19 protein-coding genes are annotated in these 21,421 nt (G+C 29.0%); 10 read left to right on the top strand and 9 right to left on the bottom strand.

All coding sequences use genetic code 11. The features are described from left to right. Positions 1-16 precede the first annotated feature (16 nt). The 8 genes from ACLVEP_RS05210 to ACLVEP_RS05245 form a co-directional block, all read right to left on the bottom strand. On the bottom strand, positions 17-418 hold the full coding sequence (locus tag ACLVEP_RS05210; RefSeq protein ID WP_412583313.1) for a DUF4186 domain-containing protein: 402 nt from the start codon (positions 416-418) through the stop codon (positions 17-19). After that, positions 399-2,867: a DNA gyrase subunit A gene (gene gyrA, locus ACLVEP_RS05215; protein WP_412583315.1), complete on the bottom strand. Its 2,469-nt coding sequence runs from the start codon at positions 2,865-2,867 to the stop codon at positions 399-401. Before gyrA ends, ACLVEP_RS05210 begins: the two co-directional genes overlap by 20 nt. Before the next feature lie 12 nt (positions 2,868-2,879). Next, positions 2,880-4,808 carry a DNA topoisomerase (ATP-hydrolyzing) subunit B gene (gene gyrB, locus ACLVEP_RS05220; protein WP_412583316.1) on the bottom strand — a complete coding sequence of 643 codons (1,929 nt, stop codon included), beginning with the start codon at positions 4,806-4,808 and terminating at the stop codon, positions 2,880-2,882. Further along, a complete protein-coding gene (gene recF / locus ACLVEP_RS05225) occupies positions 4,808-5,896 on the bottom strand; it encodes a DNA replication/repair protein RecF (RefSeq protein ID WP_412583318.1) in 1,089 nt (362 codons plus the stop codon). Before recF ends, gyrB begins: the two co-directional genes overlap by 1 nt. Continuing rightward, positions 5,883-6,098 carry a S4 domain-containing protein YaaA gene (yaaA, locus tag ACLVEP_RS05230; RefSeq protein ID WP_317999424.1) on the bottom strand — a complete coding sequence of 72 codons (216 nt, stop codon included), beginning with the start codon at positions 6,096-6,098 and terminating at the stop codon, positions 5,883-5,885. Before yaaA ends, recF begins: the two co-directional genes overlap by 14 nt. A gap of 199 nt (positions 6,099-6,297) precedes the next feature. Next, complete coding sequence (dnaN, locus tag ACLVEP_RS05235; protein ID WP_317999423.1) at positions 6,298-7,407, bottom strand: DNA polymerase III subunit beta; 1,110 nt, start codon at positions 7,405-7,407, stop codon at positions 6,298-6,300. A 143-nt stretch (positions 7,408-7,550) separates the two neighbouring features. After that, positions 7,551-8,882 carry a chromosomal replication initiator protein DnaA gene (gene dnaA, locus ACLVEP_RS05240; RefSeq protein ID WP_317999422.1) on the bottom strand — a complete coding sequence of 444 codons (1,332 nt, stop codon included), beginning with the start codon at positions 8,880-8,882 and terminating at the stop codon, positions 7,551-7,553. Between the two features lie 747 nt (positions 8,883-9,629). Next, positions 9,630-11,012 (bottom strand): ISNCY family transposase, encoded by a 1,383-nt coding sequence (locus tag ACLVEP_RS05245; RefSeq protein WP_412582851.1) that lies wholly within the window; start codon positions 11,010-11,012, stop codon positions 9,630-9,632. Between the two features lie 238 nt (positions 11,013-11,250). Between ACLVEP_RS05245 and rpmH the strand changes: the two genes are divergently transcribed. From rpmH to ACLVEP_RS05280, 7 genes are all read left to right on the top strand, one after another. Further along, positions 11,251-11,385 carry a 50S ribosomal protein L34 gene (rpmH, locus tag ACLVEP_RS05250; protein ID WP_022002045.1) on the top strand — a complete coding sequence of 45 codons (135 nt, stop codon included), beginning with the start codon at positions 11,251-11,253 and terminating at the stop codon, positions 11,383-11,385. A gap of 41 nt (positions 11,386-11,426) precedes the next feature. Beyond that, the gene (gene rnpA, locus ACLVEP_RS05255) at positions 11,427-11,768 is read left to right on the top strand and encodes a ribonuclease P protein component (protein WP_412583320.1); all 342 of its coding nucleotides are present in this window, start codon (positions 11,427-11,429) and stop codon (positions 11,766-11,768) included. Next, a complete protein-coding gene (locus ACLVEP_RS05260; RefSeq protein WP_412583322.1) occupies positions 11,765-12,679 on the top strand; it encodes a YidC/Oxa1 family membrane protein insertase in 915 nt (304 codons plus the stop codon). Before rnpA ends, ACLVEP_RS05260 begins: the two co-directional genes overlap by 4 nt. Before the next feature lie 10 nt (positions 12,680-12,689). Next, entirely contained in the window at positions 12,690-13,289 is a 600-nt protein-coding gene (locus ACLVEP_RS05265) for a protein jag (protein WP_412583323.1), read from the top strand. Between the two features lie 35 nt (positions 13,290-13,324). Then, complete coding sequence (locus tag ACLVEP_RS05270; protein WP_412583325.1) at positions 13,325-14,269, top strand: AEC family transporter; 945 nt, start codon at positions 13,325-13,327, stop codon at positions 14,267-14,269. Between the two features lie 647 nt (positions 14,270-14,916). Next, a complete protein-coding gene (ahpC, locus tag ACLVEP_RS05275; protein ID WP_106987425.1) occupies positions 14,917-15,480 on the top strand; it encodes an alkyl hydroperoxide reductase subunit C in 564 nt (187 codons plus the stop codon). 3 nt (positions 15,481-15,483) lie between these two features. Further along, the gene (locus ACLVEP_RS05280; RefSeq protein WP_106987424.1) at positions 15,484-17,088 is read left to right on the top strand and encodes an FAD-dependent oxidoreductase; all 1,605 of its coding nucleotides are present in this window, start codon (positions 15,484-15,486) and stop codon (positions 17,086-17,088) included. Positions 17,089-17,111: 23 nt separating this feature from the next. On the opposite strand, the gene ACLVEP_RS05285 is transcribed toward ACLVEP_RS05280, so the two are convergent. Beyond that, positions 17,112-18,728, bottom strand: coding sequence for a VanW family protein (locus ACLVEP_RS05285; RefSeq protein WP_412583327.1), 1,617 nt, complete (start codon positions 18,726-18,728; stop codon positions 17,112-17,114). Between the two features lie 161 nt (positions 18,729-18,889). Here ACLVEP_RS05285 and mnmE point away from each other — a divergent pair, with 161 nt between their 5' ends. The 3 genes from mnmE to ACLVEP_RS05300 are packed head-to-tail and all read left to right on the top strand — an operon-like array spanning position 18,890 to position 21,274. Further along, a complete protein-coding gene (gene mnmE / locus ACLVEP_RS05290; protein ID WP_412583329.1) occupies positions 18,890-20,224 on the top strand; it encodes a tRNA uridine-5-carboxymethylaminomethyl(34) synthesis GTPase MnmE in 1,335 nt (444 codons plus the stop codon). 1 nt (position 20,225) lies between these two features. Next, positions 20,226-20,447 carry a hypothetical protein gene (locus tag ACLVEP_RS05295; RefSeq protein ID WP_412583331.1) on the top strand — a complete coding sequence of 74 codons (222 nt, stop codon included), beginning with the start codon at positions 20,226-20,228 and terminating at the stop codon, positions 20,445-20,447. A 5-nt stretch (positions 20,448-20,452) separates the two neighbouring features. Then, the gene (locus tag ACLVEP_RS05300; RefSeq protein ID WP_412583332.1) at positions 20,453-21,274 is read left to right on the top strand and encodes a mechanosensitive ion channel family protein; all 822 of its coding nucleotides are present in this window, start codon (positions 20,453-20,455) and stop codon (positions 21,272-21,274) included. Positions 21,275-21,421: the final 147 nt, after the last annotated feature.

A 21,421-nucleotide genomic window follows, 5' to 3' on the forward strand; every position in this document is an offset into this window, starting at 1 on the left:
TGATTATACATCAAGGCTATTTTCTTTGCAATTCTCTTTTAATCCAAGCCATAATCACTTGAATGATCATCTCTTGTTGACTGTCATTTAACTGTGTATGTGGTTTAATATGATACCACTTTGACAAACACCCTCGACAACATGAAGCCGTGGCATGTTGAGCAATAAATACAGGATGATTTTTCATCGGTGTTTGCTTCCCATCATTTAAAATAACAGCTGGTGCAATTCTTTTAGAAATAAAATCTCTTGCATGTTGTTCAATGACATCTAATCCTTTTTCATCACAATAATCTTTATACTTTTTTGTAAGATGAAAAGAACTTCTAAACTTTGAATGATCTAAACGATTAAATAATCTTTTTAATTCTTCCTCATTCATTTCTAAAAGAGTCAGATTACTCTGACTCTTCTTCACCTTCTTCTACAACTTCTTCTTCATTTTTAGCAACAACTTCTACAGAAGAAACCTTGCTATCATGTACTTTAATAAGTCTTACACCTTGAGTCGCACGTCCTGCTGTTTTAACTTGTTCCATAGGTAAACGAATCACAATACCATCATCTGTAATAATTAATAAATCTTCATTACCTTCTACTGCTCTAATCGCTACAATTTGTCCATTACGTTCAGTAACATTAATTGTCTTAACACCTTTACCACCACGATTAGAAACACGATATTCATCAATTGGTGACATCTTACCATAACCCTTTTCAGTAACAACCATAATAAGTTGTCCTTCACGATTTGTTGTCATACCAATAACTTTAGAACCATCAACATTAATACCTCTTACACCACTTGCACTTCTTCCCATTGGTCTAACATGGCCTTCAGAGAATCTAACAAGTTTACCATTACTAGCAGCAATTAAGATTTCATCATCCCCTTTAGTTAATTTAACACCAACTAAAGCATCATCTTCTTTTAACTTAATAGCAATCTTACCAGTTTGTCTAATGTTTTCAAATTCTGAAATATCGACACGTTTTACTAAACCTTGTTCAGTCGCAAAGAATAAATACCAATGTTTATCTTCTTCAATCATTTTCTTATTAATATTAATCAATGATTTAACATTTTCATCTTTATCAAGATTTAAAATATTAACAATTGGTAATCCCTTAGCAGTTCTACCAAATTCAGGAATATTGTATCCTTTCAAACGATAAACCTTTCCTTTATTTGTAAAGATCAATAAATCATCATGTGTTGACATATGAATAAGCGAACTAATCACATCATCTTGAGTTGTTGACATACCTTTGACACCACGACCACCTCTATTTTGAGATTTATATGTATCAACCGGCATACGTTTTACATAACCATTATTAGTAAGTGAAATAATGACATCTTCTACTGGAATTAAATCTTCATCTTCAATATCAAATGTTCCTTGAATAATTTCAGTACGACGTTTATCACCATATTTTTCTTTCATTTCTAATAATTCATTTCTAATGATTTCTAAAATACGTTCTTCATTAGCAAGAATATCTTTTAAATCAGCAATTGTAATTAATAAATTATTTAATTCTTCTTCAATCTTTTCTCTTTCCAAACCAGCTAAACGTTGTAATTGCATTTCTCTTACAGCTTTAGCTTGTTTATCAGACATTCCAAATTCATCCATTAATCTTTGTTGAATGATTTCAGTTGTTCTACTTGTACGAATTAATTGAATAATTTCATCAATATGATCTAAGGCTTTCTTTAAACCTTCTAAAATATGTGCTCTTGCTTCTGCTTTATTTAATTCAAATTGTGTTCTACGACGAATAACTTCTTCTTGATGTGCTAAATAATATTGAATTAATTCTTTAAGTGTTAAAGTTTTAGGTTCATTATTGACTAAGGCAATATTATTAACACCAAAAGTTGTTTGTAAAGAAGTTAACTTATACAATTGATTTAAAACAACTTCTGCTTGAACATCTCTCTTTAATTCAATGACAATTCGAATACCTTCACGGTTTGATTCATCACGAACATCACTAATACCTTCAACCACTTTATCACGTGCTAAATGAGCAATCTTTTCTACTAATCTTGCTTTATTCACTTGATAAGGAATTTCATAAGCAACAATTCTTTGTCTACCCTTATGTTCTTCAATTTCTGTTTTAGCACGCATAACAATAAGACCATTACCTGTTTCATAGGCTTTTTTAATAGCACTCTTTCCTAAAATATATCCACCAGTTGGAAAATCAGGTCCTTGAATATAATTTTCCATTAATTCTAAAACAGTAATATCTGGATTTTTACTTACCGCAATAACGGCATCAATAACTTCACCAATATTGTGAGGTGGCATATTAGTAGCCATCCCAACAGCAATCCCTGTTGTCCCATTGACTAATAAGTTAGGAATACGACAAGGTAATACCGATGGTTCTCTTTCTTCACCATCATAGTTTGGAATAAAATCTATTGTATCCTTATTGATATCTCTCATTAATTCCATTGAAATTTTAGACATTCTCGCTTCAGTATAACGCATAGCGGCAGCGCCGTCTCCATCAATTGAACCAAAGTTACCATGACCATCAACAAGCATATAACGATATGAGAAATCTTGTGCCATTCTCACTAATGCTTCATAAATCGAAGAGTCTCCATGAGGGTGATATTTCCCCATAACTTCCCCTACAATACGCGCAGATTTCTTATATGCTTTATCACTATAACAACCAAGTTCATTCATACCATAAACAATACGTCTTTGAACTGGTTTCATTCCATCTCTTACATCAGGTAATGCACGTGCTACGATAACTGACATGGCATAATTCATGAAAGAAGTTTTCATTTCTGATGTTAATTGAATTTTTCTAATTCCTTTTTCTTGATTATCCATTTTCTACTCCTTCTAAATATCTAAATCAGTTACATATTTTGCGTTTTCTTGAATAAATTCTCTACGAGGTTCAACTTTTTCACCCATTAATACATCAAAAATCATATCAGCTTCCATTGCTTCATCTAATTCAATACGATTTAAAATACGATGTTCAGGATCCATTGTTGTTTCCCATAATTGATCAGCATTCATTTCTCCTAACCCTTTATATCTTTGGATAGAATATTTTGCACCTTCACCTAATTTAGTTCTTAAATCATCTAATTCTTCATCACTATATAAATAATGTTCTTCTTTTCCGTGTTTTAATAAATAAAGTGGTGGTTGCGCTGCATAAACAAAGCCACCTTCAATTAAAGGTTTTAAATAACGATATAAGAAAGTTAACATTAAAATACGGATATGACCTCCATCGACATCGGCGTCGGTCATAATAACAATTTTATGATAACGTAATTTATTAATATCAAAATCTTCACCAATTCCTGTACCAAAAGCAGTAATCATACTACGAATTGTATCACTAGATAAAACACGATCTAAACGTGCTTTTTCAACATTTAAAATTTTACCACGAAGTGGTAGGATAGCTTGAATACGACGATCTCTACCCATCTTAGCACTACCACCGGCAGAATCCCCTTCGACAATGAAGATTTCGCATTCACTGGCATCTCTCGAGGAACAGTCAGCTAATTTCCCAGGCAATGATGTGACTTCCATCCCTGTTTTTCTTCTTGTCATTTCACGTGCTTTTTTCGCAGCTAAACGTGCATGAGAAGCAACAATCGCTTTTTCAACAATAATTTTTGCAGTATCAGGATTTTCTAATAAGAATTGATCTAATGATTTAGAAATGATACTTGAAGCAATTCTTCTTACTTCCGCATTTCCTAATTTTGTTTTTGTTTGTCCTTCATATTGAGGATCAGGATGTTTAACAGAAATAATAGCAGTTAATCCTTCTCGGCAGTCTTCTCCAGATAAAGCATCATCTTTATCTTTTAAGAAATTTCCTTTTCTTGCATAATTATTAATAACACGTGTAAGAGCTAAACGGAAACCTTCTTCATGAGTTCCTCCTTCATGTGTATTGATGTTGTTACAGAAAGAATAAATATTTTCTTGATAACCATCATTATATTGCATTGAAACTTCAATCTTAATATCATTTTGCATATCTTCTACATAAATGATTTCATCATGAATTGGTGTTTTATTTTTGTTGATATAAGCAACATATTCTTTAATACCACCTTCATACATATAATCATGTTCACGGTTTTGTCCATCTCTTAAATCTGTTAAACTAATTCTTAATCCTTTATTTAAGAATGCAAGTTCTCTAATTCTTTGTCTTAAAACTTCATAATCATAAGTTGTTGTTTCTTTAAAAATTTCAGCATCTGCTTTAAAAGTAACCTTTGTTCCTTGTTTATCAGTAGGTCCTAATTCTTTTAATGGAGCAACTGGTGTCCCACCATTTTCAAATCTTTGATAATATTCTTTGCCATCACGATAAACATTAACTTCTAACCATGAAGATAAGGCATTTACAACAGAAGCCCCTACACCATGCAATCCACCGGAAACTTTGTAGCCTCCACCACCAAATTTACCACCAGCATGTAAAACAGTAAAAATTGTTTCAACTGTTGATTTACCAGTTTTAGCGTGTTTTCCAGTTGGCATTCCACGACCATCATCAATTACTTCAACAACATCATCATCTTTCAAAATTACTTTGATATGACTTGCATATCCTGCTAAAGCTTCATCAATTGAGTTATCAACAATTTCCCAAACTAAATGATGTAAACCTCTAGATGATGTTGTACCAATATACATACCTGGTCTTTTTCTAACAGCTTCTAATCCTTCTAATACTTGGATATCTGATTCATCATAGCTATGTTGTACTTTATTTTCTTCTGCCATCATTTTTCCTCCCTATGATTAATATTAATTTTTTTTGCTTCTTGAATAACATGATGTTCTATTCCATCTATTGATGTTGTCGTAATAAAGGTTTGAATACGATTATTTAAAATATCTAAAAGCTTTGTTTTTCTTTGATCATCTAATTCTGATAAAACATCATCTAATAAAAGAATAGGATATTCTCCAATTTCTTCTTTTATTAATTCTATTAAAGCTATTTTCATACTTAAAACGATAGTTCTTTGTTGACCTTGAGAAGCAAACTGATGTGCACTCTTATTATCAATAAAGATTTTCATATCTTCCTTATGAATTCCATAATACGTACTTAAATATCTTAAATCTCTTTCAAATCCCTTTTGATAAAGTTTTAAAATATCTTCTTTATTTACTTTTTTAATAAAACATTCATATTGTAATTCAACAATTTCATTACAATTAGCAATATTTAAATAAATATCTTTCACCTTTAAAGATAAACGTTCAATAAAATTATTTCTTTTTTCAACAATCTTAATTTGAACTTCAGCTAATTGTTCATCTAAAGTTTCTAGATATTCATCATATTTTCCTTTTCTTTGATTCAATAATTTAAGATACTGATTTCTTTCCTTTAATAATCGATTATATTTAGTAAGATAAAAAACATAAATTGGTGAAATTTTAGATAACTCTAAATCTAAGAATTTTCTTCTAATACTTGGTGAACCTTTAACCAACGATAAATCATCTGGTACAAAGACAACCGCATTTAAATAACCTACATAATCTGAAATCTTCAGAATATCTTTGCCATCTACTTTAGCTTTTTTAGCTTCTTTAGATAAAATAAGCTCTAATTGATGCATTCTTTCATTAGAAAAAACATTTCCTTTTACTTTCGCAAACTCATGATCAAATTGAATCATTTGATCATTAATATGTGTCCTAAAAGATTTACACACCGATAATAAATAAATAGCTTCTATAATATTTGTTTTTCCTTGAGCATTACCACCAATTAAAATGTTAATTCCTTGATCAAACTCAATAAAAAAATGATTATAATTTCTAAAATCAGTAAGTTCTAAATTATTGATGAGCATTTATACAATAAAAGCTTCCTTCAAATTCAACTTGGTCTCCATCATGAAGTTTTTTACCTCTTCTAAGTTCCACTTCACCATTGACCTTTACTTGACCATCTTTAATAATCATTTTTGCTTCAATCCCACTAGATACAAGATTAACAAATTTTAAAAATTGATCTAATTTAATATATTCATCTTTAATTGGTATTTCTTTCATACTTAACCTTCTTTTCTCTATAATTGTACTAAGTTAGTATATCATAAAAATCATAAAAATTCAAAATATTGCGCTATATTCAATATTTTTATTTACGAATATAAAAATACTTTTTTGATAAAAAAGCTCTTAAAATAAAAATTACTCCCCAAATAAACAATTAAGAGGAAAATTTACAAAAAAAAGAAGCTTTCGCTTCTTAATATGTTCTTACTGGTAAAACAAGTTGTAATAATTCATCAGAATCAAAATCTTTAACAATAAATGGTTTCATTTCTCCAGTAAATAAGATTTTTATTTTATCTCCACTAAATGATTTAATCGCATCACTTGCATATTTACAACTAAATGAAATAGTAAGTGGTTCTCCTTTATAGAAAGAAGATGATAAATTTTCTTCTACAGAACCAATTTCTTGTTGATAAGAAGATAATAATACTTGATCACTAGACATATCTAATTTCACAATATTATTTTGTTCATTTAATAATAATGAAACACGATCAATCGCATTTAATAAATCTGCACGATTAATATCTAATTCATAATCAAATTCTAATGGAATCAATCTAGCTGTATCAGGATAAGATCCATCAATCAAACGAGTTTGAATTACATTTTTATCAAAAACAAATAATACTTTACGTTCAGATACATATAATTCAATAAGTTCATCTTTTTCAATAATCTTACTAATTTCATCTAAACTTAATTTAGGAATAGTAATATTAAAAGTCACATCTTCATCAATAGAAATAATTTTTTTAGCTAAACGATAACTATCAGTAGCAACAACTTCTAATACATGATCATGTGCTTTGAAATTGATACCAGTTAAAATAGGTCTTGTTTCTTTATCACTAGCAGCAAACTTTGTTTCACTAATGATATTTTTTAAAGCAAGAGCATTCATCATAAAATGAGTTCCTGTTTTACTTAAATCAATACGTGGATATTCAATAGCATCAGTACCATTTAAATTAAATTCAATTTGACTCCCTTTAATACGTGTAAGTAAACCATCAATAATTTCAATTTCAATATCATCACTATTAATCTTTCTTACAATATCTAAAATATAACGACTATTTAAAACAACAGATCCTTCTTTAAGGATTTCTAAATCATCATCTTCATCAACAATTGTTTGAATAGTAATATCACTATCACTTCCTGTTAAAACAAGTTGATGAGCTTGTAAATCAAATTTAATCCCTGTTAAAACAGGTAATGGACTACGAACAGATACGGCTCTTGTTGCTTTAGCAAGAGCATTTAATAATTTTAATCTTTTAATTCTAAAATGCATATTTGCCTCCCTTTATTTATATATTTAAAAATATGTTATTATTACTATTAGCATGTGAACAATGTGCATAAATCGAAAATATCTTGATTTTATCAATGTTTTTTATATGAACATTGTTGTGCATATCATGTTTCTTTAATTCACTATAATGTGCCTAACTTTTGTTTGATCTTATCTACAGCTAATTTATAATCAGGATCTTTCTTGATTTTTGTTTCTACTCTTTTACAAGCTTTCATAACTGTAGAGTGATCTCTGTTAGAGAAAGTCACACCAATTTCACTAAAAGTAATATCAAGAAGTTCTCTCATTAAATACATACATATTTCACGAGGTGTTACTAAGTTTCTTGTTCTATTTTTTGAAATAATTTGACTAATGGTTAAATAATAGAATTCAGCAGTTGTTTTTAAGATGAATTCTTTTGTTAGTGGTTCTTGTGCTTTTTTTATAGTTTTTTGATCTTTAAAGACTTCAGATGCAAAATTCATGTCTATGTAATCTGTTTGTTCCATAATACTACAGAAAAACAATCTTTTTAATTGCCCTTCTAGAGAACGAATATCATTACAATAGTTCATGACCATAAAATCTAAAACTTCATCAGTAATAATTAATGACGAATTTCCTAGATTTTCTATTTTTTTCTCTAAGATGGCTTTGGCTGTTTCAAATTCAGGTGGATCTATTCCAAAAGATAAACCTGATTTAAAACGACTAATTAAACGTTCTTCAATTCCTTGAAGTTCATCAGGCATTTTATCACTGGTAATAACAATTTGATGATTACTATTAATGATTTCATTAAATATATGGAAGAACATTTCACTACTTTTTTCTTTTCCAAATAAAAATTGAATATCATCAATTAATAAAATATCAATATTTCTATAATAACTATAAATATCATCAGTTGTATTCGTTTTTATAGAATTAATAATTTCATCAACAAAATCCTTAGAAGTAATATATCTTACTAATAAATCAGGATTTTTCTTTTTAGCATAATTTCCAATAGCATTTAATAAATGTGTCTTACCAAGTCCTGGATGACTATATAAAAACAAAGGATTAAAGTTTTTACCAGGATTTGTAGAAACAAGTAAAGCCGCATTTTGCGCCATACGATTGGAATTTCCTACAATAAAATTATCAAAAGTCATATCAGGATGAAGATGACTATCAATTTTTGGAATATTTTTTTGTTTAGATTTTTTATATTCTCCTATTTCTAATACTTTAATTGTGACTGGCTTAGAAAAAGAATTAGATAAAATAGATTCTATCTCTGTTTTCTTTTCTAAAATAGTATCAATATTCCATTTTAAATCAGTGGTAATAATGACTTGATTATCTTCAATTTCTTCTAGAGTTGCAGGTTTAAATAGTGTGTCTAAGATGATTTTGTCATCAACTATTTTATTTTTTTCTAAAGTTTCTACACAAGATGACCATATTTTGTTTAAATCTTGCACAATTTTCAACTCCCTTTCGACTCAATTATATAAAAGATGTGAACTCTTTTAAAGCAAAAAAGATCTCTGCACAATGACTTCACAATTTTATTCACAAAAAAAGTGTGCAAAAACCAATATTTAGAGTACTTATTCACATTATTCACAACTTAATATTTTTTTATGAATAGTGTTAAATGTGAACTTGGTGCACATTGTATTGAATAAAAAACAATGTGCACATAGGTGTTCACAATAAAAAATACGCTGTTATCTACGTATTTTTTAATAATTCACATATATGAATAACTCGATTCACCACGTGAACAAGCATGTGCAAAACTTGTCGAAAGGTGTAAATTAACAAAAAATGAATGTTCACAATGTGAATTTCAAGAAAAATAGGCTATTTTGACTAAAAATAACCTTGTTATATGTAGTTTTTATTAAAAAAAGATCACATTTCATGTGAATAAAGAATTTATACACATAATCTTTTTAAAAGTTCACTTTATAATGTGAACAAACCCTAATAGTTATAAAAAAAGAAGTTTTTTGTAGAAAATTGTTTTTTTTTAAATAATCTTAAAAAAGATATTCACATTCATAAGTGAATTAAAAAATAGTAAAGAAATTCACAAAAAAAATGTGCGTATTGCGATAAAAAATGATTTTTAAAGAAAAGTGTCATCATTAAAAAACATGAATTTAAGAGTAGAAATCTAGAATTTAGAATGTCAAGCAAAAATGAAAATGTCTCAAAAAAAGTTAAACATTAGCACCAGAACGGTGCTTTTGTTTTTGAACATAATTGTTGTATGACTCTCTTTTCCAAGGGTGAGTCATTGGAGGAATATATTTTCTTTTAACTTTCTTTTCTTTTGTGTCAGGTTCATCATCGAATTCTTTTGAGAATCTTTCATATTCAGGAACTTCTTCCATAAGATATAAAGTATCAAGTATGTTTACATAGAGAGAGCCGTCAAAAGCTTCAATAACCATACAATCAGTTTTATTATTGAAATATCGTTTAGCTCCTTCATTGGACGTTGGTAAATAATATTTGTTTTTAAAACGAATACAATGAGCAGCATCAATCTTTCTAGGTGACAATACTGCAAGCATATGATTGATTTCTTCAATATCAGGTTGCTTCTCATATACTGATTTGGTAGTATTGAGTTGTAGAGCGAATTGATCATTGAATTTTTTTATGTAGGAGTTTAAGAATTTATTGGCATCCTCTATATTGGTGATACGAGCGTATTTGAGTTCGATAGGCAAACGAGACTGTAATGTTTGATTGAGTCTTTCAACTCTCCCTTTGGCTTGGGGTACGCTCGTAGTTTTTATATCAATTCCAAGATTATGACAGGCATAGGAAAACTGAGTGAAGGTATCTTCATCATCGAATGCTCTGTCTTTTCTTTTATATTCAAATACAGTACGCCTGTCAGTATAAAATAAAGCAGGAATGCCATGATTCGTTAATATTTGATAGAGAACATTGTAGTATCCTTTAAGGGTTTCCTGATAATCAAAGTAGGCACCAACGATTTTACCATCAGCATCATCGATAGCGACATGAAGATGCCAAAGCTCTTTATCAATCCAATGAAAAGAAGAGGCATCCATCTGAATCATTTCACCAACATATTTGGATCTAGGGCGTCTAGGATGAGCATCTTTTTCATCAATCAAAGCGATAGAGTTCTTGATATCGTTTTTAATCTTTTTAGATTTGGAATTCTTCATTTTGGATTTTAACTGTTGTTTTAATAGCTTCTTAGTACGTCTTCTAGCTTTAGGAGAAATAATATCTTCTTCTCTAAGCCACTTATTTAAAGTAGTATCACTGATTTTAATATTGAATTCTCTATGGACAATTTCACAGAAATGAGAGAAATTGGCGTTGGAATATTCATTGATATAAAAAGAGATAATTTTGTTTTTTATATCAAGAGGAATAGTAGTAGAAGGGACTCTGCCACGATTACCATGAATAAAAGCACTTTTACCCTCGGATTTATATTTAATGATGAGTCTGTTAACCGTTCTAACAGTACAATTCAATTTAGAAGCGGCACGTTTTTTATTGCCATCAGTTTCAACAAGTTTCTTAATGATTTTATATTTGTATTCTTCATTCATTCTTAATTCAACCTTTCTCATAATAACCTCCAATCATTGAGGTTATAGTTTAACATGGATTTGATAATGTCCCACTAGTGGGACATTATCAAATTGGATATATTAAGACATTATCATTTTCGAATCAGATTAAGAGTAGAAATCTAGAATTTAGAATTGACTTGTCACGATAATTCCTATAAGATATAGGAGCATATGTTATTTGTATAAAAAGATAAAAATTTTGGAGGTGTAAAATATGAAAAGAACATATCAACCAAATAAAAGAAAAAGAGCAAAAACTCATGGTTTTAGAGCTAGAATGGCAACTGTTGGAGGAAGAAAAGTAATCGCACGTCGCCGTAAAAGAGGAAGAAAAGTATTAACTGCTTAATGTAAAATCCACTTTTTCGGTGGATTTTTTTCTAAAATTTTATGAAAAAAGAATTTAGAGTAAAAAGAAATGAAGATTTTAGCAAAATTATTGCTAGAAAAAAGAGTTTTGCGAATTCTTGTTTTATTATTTATAAAGATGAAAATCAAATTGGGCATGGACGTGTTGGTATTTCAGTAAGCAAAAAATTAGGAAACGCTGTTACTAGAAATAAAATTAAAAGACAGTTACGTATGATGATTCAAGAATGTTTTCATTTTGATGAAGAAGTTGACTATATTGTAATTGTAAGAAAAAATTTCTTAAATCATACATATATAGAAAATAAAAAAGAATTAGAGTACTTGTATAAAAAAGTGAAGAGAAAGGAGATCAGCAGATGATCTTAGATAACAAAACTAAAAAATATTTTAAAATTATTTGTTTAGTTTTATTTGTTGTGGCCTTAACTGGATGTACAGCAAACTTAGATTCAAGCGGTAAATTAATTGCGAAAAGAGCAATTAACTTAAATACACCTTGGACTATGAAATCAGGGATTTTTGATTTCTTATTAGTTATCCCTATTTCTAAAAGTATTATTTATTTAGGAGATGTTTTATTAAATAATATCGCTTTAGGTGTTATCTTAATTACTATTTTAATTAATATCATTATTTTACCAATTATGATTAAATCAACTGTTTCTCAACAAAAGGTGCAATTGATTCAACCAGAATTAGAAAGAATTCAAAATAAATATAAAGGAAGAAAAGATCAAACATCTCAAATGAGAATGTCTGCTGAAATTCAAGCTTTATATAAGAAAAATGATATTAGTATGTTGGCTTCGTTTACAACATTCTTAACATTACCTATTATGTTTGCAATGTGGCAAGCGGTTCAACGTATTGAAATTTTATATCAAACAAATATGTTTGGTATTAACTTAGGTGCTAAACCTATCGATCACGTATTTAAATTTGAAATAGCTTATATTGTATTACTTGCAATTGTTGCTTTAACTCAATATTTTGCGATGAAAATCAATACAATCATGTCAAAAAGAAATCCAAAATATAGAGAAACATCACAAATGCAATCAATGAATATGATGAATAACTTCATGACATTATTTATCATTTACTTTGCGGCTATCATGCCAGCAGCAATGTCACTTTATTGGATGACAACAAACATTATTACAATTGTTAGAACTTGGTATATTTATATTTACCATGTTGAAAAAGCACAAAAAGAAGTTGATCAAGCAAATACAAATTATTTAACTAAGAGACAAAATAAAAATAAATAGAGGTATTGATATGAAAACTTATACTGCAAAAACAGTTGAAGATGCTGTAAATAATGCCTGTCTTGATTTAGGTGTAACAGTTGATCAATTAAATTATGAAGTGACTTTAGAAACAAAAGGTTTATTTAGTAAAAAAGCTGAAATTGTTTGTTGGACAGTAGAAATGGTTCAAGAATATATTGAAAACTTTGTTAGAAAAATCTTAACTGATATGGAATTTGAAGTTGAAACAGTTTCATATGTTCAAGATGGAAGAATTTATTGTAATATTAATACAAGTAATAATTCTATTTTGATTGGTAAAGCTGGAGTTATTTTAAGAGCAATTAACTTAATTGTTAAAAATGCTGTCAGTACAACATTTAAAAAACGTTTAGAAGTAAGCGTTGATATCAATGGTTATAAAGAAGAACGTTATAAAAAAGTTGCAAGTATGGCAAGACGTTTTGGTAAAACAGTTTTAAAAACAAAAGCTGATTTAAAATTAGATCCAATGCCTGCAGATGAAAGAAAAGTGATGCATCAAGAGATTGCAAAGATGGATCATTTAAAAACTGAATCTAAAGGTGAAGGAAAAAATAGATATATGACAATCTCATATGTAGATTAAGCCGCTTATGCGGTTTTTTCTTTAGGGAGGAAATAATGGAAAATTTAATTTTTAGTTTAAATGCGACGGTTCCTGTTTTTGCGATGATTATATTAGGGATGTTATTTAAAAAAATAGGAATAATTGATGATGTTTTTGCATCAAAAATGAATAAATTTGTCTTTTTAATACCATTACCAGTATTACTATTTAAAGACTTAGCGACATTAGATTTTAAGGAAATTTGGGATACGAAGTTCGTCTTATTTTGTTTTTTTATTACCATTTTCAGTATTTTAATAGTAACAATACTTTCTTTTTTATTAAAAAATAAAAAGAATCAGGGAGAATTTATTCAAGCAAGCTATCGTAGTTCAGCGGCATTACTAGGAATTGCATTAATTCAAAATGTATATGGAAAAGCAATAATGGCGCCTTTAATGATTATTGGAAGTGTACCTTTATATAACATTATGGCTGTCGTTGTCCTTTCTTTCTTTTCACCTGAAAGAAAAGGAATAAGTAAAGAAGTTTGGCTTAAGACAATCAAAGGTATTTTGACAAACCCAATACTTATTGGGATTGTAGTTGGTATCCTATGGTCTTTACTTCATTTACCAATGCCAACGATGTTAGATAAGACCGTGACTTCGATTGGAAATGTAGCTACTCCATTAGGTTTAATGGCGATGGGAGCAACATTTAATTATAAAGAAGCCCTTGGTGATTTAAAACCTGCATTATGTGCTTCATTCATTAAGTTATTTGGTTTCTGCGCAATATTTCTACCCTTAGCCATCTATTTAGGGTTCCAAAGAGAACAGCTCATAGCCATCCTTGTTATGCTTGGTTCAGCAACTACTGTTTCATGTTTTGTTATGGCAAAAAGTATGGGACATGCAGGAATACTTACCAGTACAGTAGTCATGTTAACAACCATCTTTAGTGGATTTTCTATAACAATGTGGCTTTATATTTTAAAAGGAATGGGACTTCTTTAGAGGCTGTAACGAAATAAAATATTGATATAGTCCAGCAAAAAAGACAATGTTGCCAGTATTATACTGATGTACATTGTCTTTTTTTGTAGTGTGCCGGGCATGGCACTAGATAAACCAACCACAGGTATTTACCGCCAAGTGTAATGAACCACAAGTTGTTGTCAGTGATGATAAGGATAAAGGAAGTGATGTAGTGATTCCTTTGAGCGTACGAACAGACTTCACAAGAAGAGGATTGAAAAATACAAAAATGGAATTTCTCGTTGTATATTTGGGTTATAATTTGAGAAAATATCATAAATATAGATTGAAGAAAGAAAAATCAACACAATCAAAAGGTCTTCTTAACTAAAAAGTATGTACTTACAAATAAATAAAAAGTATATAAAAATCAGGTTACATCTCGCTAAAATAGCTGAAGATGTTTTTTTTATACGAAAAACAAAGAAAAAGAAGCCAAACGAAACGAAATTAACTTCTTAAAAAATTATTTCGTTACAGTCTCTTTTATTTTTGCAATAAATGGACATAATATATATGTATTAATAAATAATAACAATAATTATTACTATTTATATTGACAATTCTAATTTTTAGCGTTATGATAAACACACAAGTTAGCAAGAGCTAACCAAGGAGGAGATTATATGTCATTAATTAATAAAGAAGTAAATGATTTTGAAGTTAAAGCATTTCAAAATGATGAATTTAAAACAGTTAAAAAAGAAGATATTTTAGGAAAATGGAGTGTATTTTTCTTTTATCCAGCAGATTTTACGTTTGTTTGCCCTACTGAATTAGAAGATTTATCAAACAAATATGAAGAATTTAAAAAAGTAGATTGTGAAATCTATTCAGTATCTACTGATACTCATTTTGTTCATAAAGCATGGCATGATAGTTCAAAACGTATTTCTAAAATTGAATACCCTATGTTAGCAGATCCTACTCATGCCTTATCAAAAGATTTTGAAGTATTAATTGAAGAAGACGGTTTATCTGAAAGAGGTACATTTGTTGTTAATCCTGAAGGTAAAATTGTGGCTTATGAAGTCAATGCTGGTAATGTTGGTCGTAATGCAGACGAATTATTGAGAAAAGTGCAAGCTTGCCAATTTGTTTATACTCATGGAGATGAAGTATGTCCAGCAAAATGGGAACCAGGTAAAGAAACATTAAAACCAAGTTTAGATCTTGTAGGACAATTATAGTTTATGGAACAAACAATTTATGATGCCATTGTTATAGGTGGAGGGCCTGCAGGTTTAACTGCAGCTCTTTATTTAGCAAGAGCAAATAATCGTGTTCTTGTTATTGAAAAAGAAACATTTGGTGGACAAATTACTATTACATCTGATGTTGTTAATTATCCTGGTATTTTAAAAACAAGTGGAAAAGAATTGACAGAATCGATGAGACAACAAGCTCAAGATTTTGGAGCTGATTTTGTGTTAGCTGAGGTTCAAAAGATTGAAGATGATGGGGATTTTAAACAAGTAAAAACGACAAGAGGAACATTTAAGTGTTTTGGTATTGTTATAGCGACAGGTGCTCACCCAAGAAAAGCAGGTTTTATTGGTGAAGAAGAATTTAAAGGGCATGGTATTGCCTACTGTGCAACGTGTGATGGTTCATTTTTTGAAGGAAAAGAAATATTTGTTGTAGGTGGTGGCTATGCTGCTGCAGAAGAAAGTGTTTTTCTTACCAGATATGCAAAACATGTCACTATTTTAATAAGAGAAGATGACTTTAGTTGTGCTTCTTCTATTGCTTCGTTAGCAAAAAATCATGAAAAGATAACTGTTTATACAAATGTTGAAGTACTTGAAGTCAGTGGTCATACGTATTTAGAATCTTTAAAGTATCATAATAAAAAAACAAATGAAGTGATTGAATATCATGCAAATGAAAATGATACTTTTGGTGTTTTTGTCTTTGCGGGTTATCAACCGAATACATCTCTTGTAAAAGATATTGTAGAACTCAATGAATCTGGTTATATCGTTACTGATCAAAATCAAAAAACAAATAAAGAAGGTATCTATGGAGCTGGTGATGTTTGTATTAAAGAATTGCGTCAAGTCGTTACAGCGGTAAGTGATGGTGCAAAAGCAGCCACATCATTAGAAAAATATGTTGAAAAAATGCATCAAAAAACGGGAATAATACCAAAAATTCCTCAAGTAAAAAAGGAAGAACAGGTAACTGTTAATAACGATTCATTACTTGATGAACACATGCTTTCACAATTACAAGCTGTTTTTTCACGTATGGAAAATCCAATTATTCTTAAATTATTACTCAATGAAAGTACGTTATCCAATGAATTAAAAGGATATATGGAAGCATTAGCATTACAAACCGATAAAATAAAAATAGCTATAGAAAAAACAAATCAAGAGATTCCTTCTGTCAATATTTGTTTAGAAGATGGTACATGGAGTGGCTTAACTTTCCATGGTGTACCTGGTGGACATGAATTCACCTCTTTCATTCTAGGAATTTATAATGTTGCAGGACCAGGACAAAAGATAGAACAAACTTATTTAGAAAGAATAGATAAAATAAATAAAGAGATTAATATAAAAATTATAGTTTCTTTATCTTGTACGATGTGTCCAGAACTCGTTACTTCAGCTCAAAGAATAGCTTCGTTAAATAAACAAATAACAACGGAGGTCTATGATATTCAACACTTTAAACAACTTAAAGATCAATATCAAATCATGTCAGTACCATGCATGGTTATTAATGATCAAAAAGTCGTTTTTGGAAAAAAGAATATCGAACAAATTTTAGAAATCATTGAAAATGTATAAAAAAACGAGCAATGCTCGTTTTTTTATTGTGCTGTCGTTTCTGAGGGTTCAATCGTTGTTTCAGGTTGAGTTGGTTCAGTATTTGGAGTCGTTTCAGGGGTTGTTTCTGGAACTTGTTCAACCTTCATTGTTCCTACTGCAATAATTGCTTCGTGACCTTTATAATAACTATTGGCTTCTTTTTTCTTTGAAAGTAATTTACCATCTTTATCATAAACTAAACGATAAGAAACGGCTTTACCACCATTAGATCCAGCTTGCTTTGTAACTTGTTGACCTTCAGGAATAGTATCATCATTTTCATATTTTGTGTTATATGCGACATCCCCTGTTCTTTCACTTGTAAACTTCACATAACTTCCATCAACATCAGTTCCAATAATTTTACATGTTAACTTACCACCAGCATAACTTGCTTCTATTTTAATTGGATAATCTCTATTATTTTTAAATTTAAAATCAGGACCACCCCAAGAAACAGTGGCATCTCTTCCAATTGGTACATAACTTGAAATATACGTATGATTTGTTCTTTCAGTTACTTCTAAATTAGCTAAAACAACAGCATTATATAATGTTGAAGAAGTTTGACAAACGCCACCTCCAACTTCTTGAACAGTTTCGCCATTTAAATAAGCTCCTGCTTCACCAAAACCATTTTCTTTTGTTCTTTTTCCAACTGTTTGATTGTAAGAAAACTCTTCACCTGGAAGTAAGATCACATTACATTTTTCACCAGCAAGTCTAACATTGTTTTTTCTTACAGATGAACCATTTACAGTTGTTGTATATTCACCTAAAACATCTTTAAATAAATTCCTTTCTAAATCTTCTTTAGTAATACTTGGAACAATAGCTTTTGCTTTAACTTCAAATTCTTTTCCTTCTTTAGCTTTATTAAAAGCACTAATTGAATCATCTAAATCATATTTAGCACCATATTGTTCAGCTACAATTTTATAATCATTATTTTTATCTAAAGTCGCATTTTTACCTTTCTTAGATAAAGTCTTATAAATTGTTTTCATAACACTTTCATCTTCTGAAACAGATGAAGGTTTAATCTTTAAAGTTTTATTAAAATCATATTCATTTAAAGCAGTTTGAATTGTGTTATAAACATCTTTTTGTTTAACTGCTTCACCACTTTTACCTTTAGTAAAGATAACTTTTGTTTTTTCAACTTTATAAGTAGTAGGTACTAAAGTTGAATAATCTAAAATACCTGATTTTTTGATATCTTTATTAAGTTGTTTTTGATTTTTAATATCTATAGAAATGTTTTCATTATGTTGTAGTAAGTAATGATATCCTTTTGTAAAGAAATTATTATATTTCTTTTGAATATTATTGACTTGTTTTTCAATATTGACTTTAACATTATCTTTCATATCTATTTGATACTTTTGATCATTCAATGATAAATTCAATAATAGATTTTTTTCATCCTTTTGATACTGTTTTTCAAGCTGAGTGACAATTTCATCCTTAGACATATTATTGACCTTTATGCCATTAATTGTCATATTCTTGATAAATCCATTACCTGATGCTAGAAAACATAAAATGATATAAATAACCAATATCACTCCTATAACAGCACCTCCGATTATAGGAACTTTTTTATTCAGCTTTTTCATTTTTTCACCCCTATTTGTACATAATAATATATGATTAAAATATAGAAATCAATCGAAAAAAATCATATATCAAAAATAAAAAATATTTGTTATAATGAGGGAGTTATTTATTGATAAAATCAACAAAATAAGATAGTATCAAAAAGAAAGGTGGTATGAAAATGAATGATGATATTATTGTTGCAGTAGCAACATCAAGACTAGAAGCAGCAATTTCAATTATCCGTTTATCAGGAAAAGATGTTATTGCATTTGTTCAACAGTTTTTTACAGGAAAGATTATAAATAAAGAGAGTCATACCATTACATATGGTTATATAAAAGATAATGGTGGAAAAGTAGATGAAGTATTAGTGAATATCTATCGTGGTAAAAGAACTTTTACTGGAGAAGAAATGGTAGAAATCAATTGTCATGGTGGTGTTTATATTACAAATAGAGTTGTTGATATTTGTTTACATCATGGAGCAAGATTAGCAGAACGTGGTGAATTTAGTAAACGTGCTTTTTTAAATGGACGTATTGATTTATCACAAGCTGAAGCTATTAGTGATATTATTACGGCTAAAAATAGTTATGCTTCTTCTCTTGCTTTAAAGGGTATTCAAGGAAGTATTAGTCATTTTATTAAAGATTTAAAAGAAGATTTAATTCAAATTATTACTCAAATTGAAGTGAATATTGATTATCCTGAATATGAAGATGTTGAAGAACTTACAGCGGATAAGCTTTTACCAATGTCTACTTCTTTAATTGAAAAAATGAATAAGATCATAGAAGATTCTAAAAATATTAAATTATTAAAAGATGGAATTCAAACAGCGATCATTGGTAAACCAAATGTTGGTAAATCAAGCTTATTGAATGCGATGTTAAAAGAAGAAAAAGCAATTGTTACAAATATTGCTGGAACAACGAGAGATGTAGTTGAGGGTTCTGTTACAGTAGATGGTATTTTATTGAATATGATTGATACTGCTGGAATTAGAGAAACCGATAATATTGTAGAAAGTCTTGGGGTTGAAAAATCTAAAGAAATGATTAAAAAAGCAGATCTTGTTTTATTAGTCATTGATGGAAGTAAAGAACTTGATCAAGAAGATCAAAAATTGTTAGAACTTACTGAAGATACAAATCGTATTATTATTATTAATAAGACAGATTTAGGTAAGAAAGTTGATTTAGAAGGTGTTGAAATATCTGCTAAGGAACAAGATATTTTAGCTCTTACTAAAGAAATCAAAAAGAAATTTAATTTAGGATTGATCAGTAATCAAGAAGAATACTATCTTACAAATGCAAGACAAACACAATTATTAGAAAAAGCAGCTGTTTCTTTACAAACAGCAATTGATGCGATGAAGATGTCTGTTCCTGCTGATTTAATTGTAGAAGATCTTTATGATAGTTGGTCATGTTTAAAAGAAATATTAGGAGAGCAAGCAAAAGAAGATTTATTAGATGAGTTATTTAAACGCTTTTGCATAGGTAAATAAGATGAATACAAATGAGATATTAGCACAAAGATTTTATCGTTTTTTTAAGTATACAAGGAATGTAGCTCTTATTGCTTTTGTTGTTTTCTTTATTTTAAATGCGATCAATACAGGAAATATTATTCTTTATTGGATTTGTTATGGATGTTTGATGGTTTCTATTGTTGGTGCCATGCAATCTGTATTCTTATATATTTTTTCAAAGTATTATAAAAAGAGGTAAATTGAATGGAAAAAGTATTTACACAAATTGATAATTTATTTGTGAATGGAATTATTAATGGGGTTATTTCAATTATTATTGCAGGAATTGTTTTAATTGCAATCAATAAATTATTAAATAAGTTTATTAAAAAGAAATGGCCTGATAATTATGTTTTACAAAAAAGAATTAAAAAGATTATTCTCATTACAATCTTTTTAGCAATTATTTGTAGTGAAGTGAAGTTTTTAAAATCATTTGCGACTGCCTTACTTGCATCTGGAGGAATCGTTGCCGTAGTTATTGGACTTGCCAGTCAAGAAGCTGCAGGTAATCTTATTAATGGTGCCATGATTATGGCTTATAAGCCTTATAAGATTGGTGATTTTATTGTTGTTACAGGGCATAATGTTAGAGGAACTGTTATTGATATTTCACTTAGACATAGTGTTATTGAAACATTAGAAAAGACACAAATGATTGTTCCTAATGATATTATGAATAAAGCAATTATTGAAAATATTTCACAAATCGAACATGTTAAAGCAAATTATCTTTATATCGATATTTCTTATGAAAGTGATATAGATCAAGCAATCAAAGTGATTCAAGATCTTGTTGTAAAACATCCTTTATTCATTGATGGAAGAAAAGATAAAAAGGATCCATTAGTCCCTGTGATTGTTTCTGATTTAAAAGATAGCAGTATTCAATTAAGAGCAACAATCACTAGTGAAGATAATGTACAAGGTTTTCAAATGCTGGCAGATATTCGTAAAGATTTAGTCACTGAATTTAAAAAGGAAGGTATTGAAATACCTTACCCTCATATGCATATTGTAAAATAGTGTACGCATATTCATTACAAAACAAAAAAAGGAGAAAATACTGATATTATCAATGTTATTCTCCTTTTCTTTTTATAAGAACTGTTAAAGTATTTATAATATACAGAAAAATGGTATAGAATAAAATATAAATATATTAAAATTTCA

The organism is Faecalibacillus sp. (assembly GCF_047023275.1).
In the GTDB taxonomy this organism is placed as follows: Bacteria; Bacillota_I; Bacilli_A; order Erysipelotrichales; family Coprobacillaceae; genus Faecalibacillus.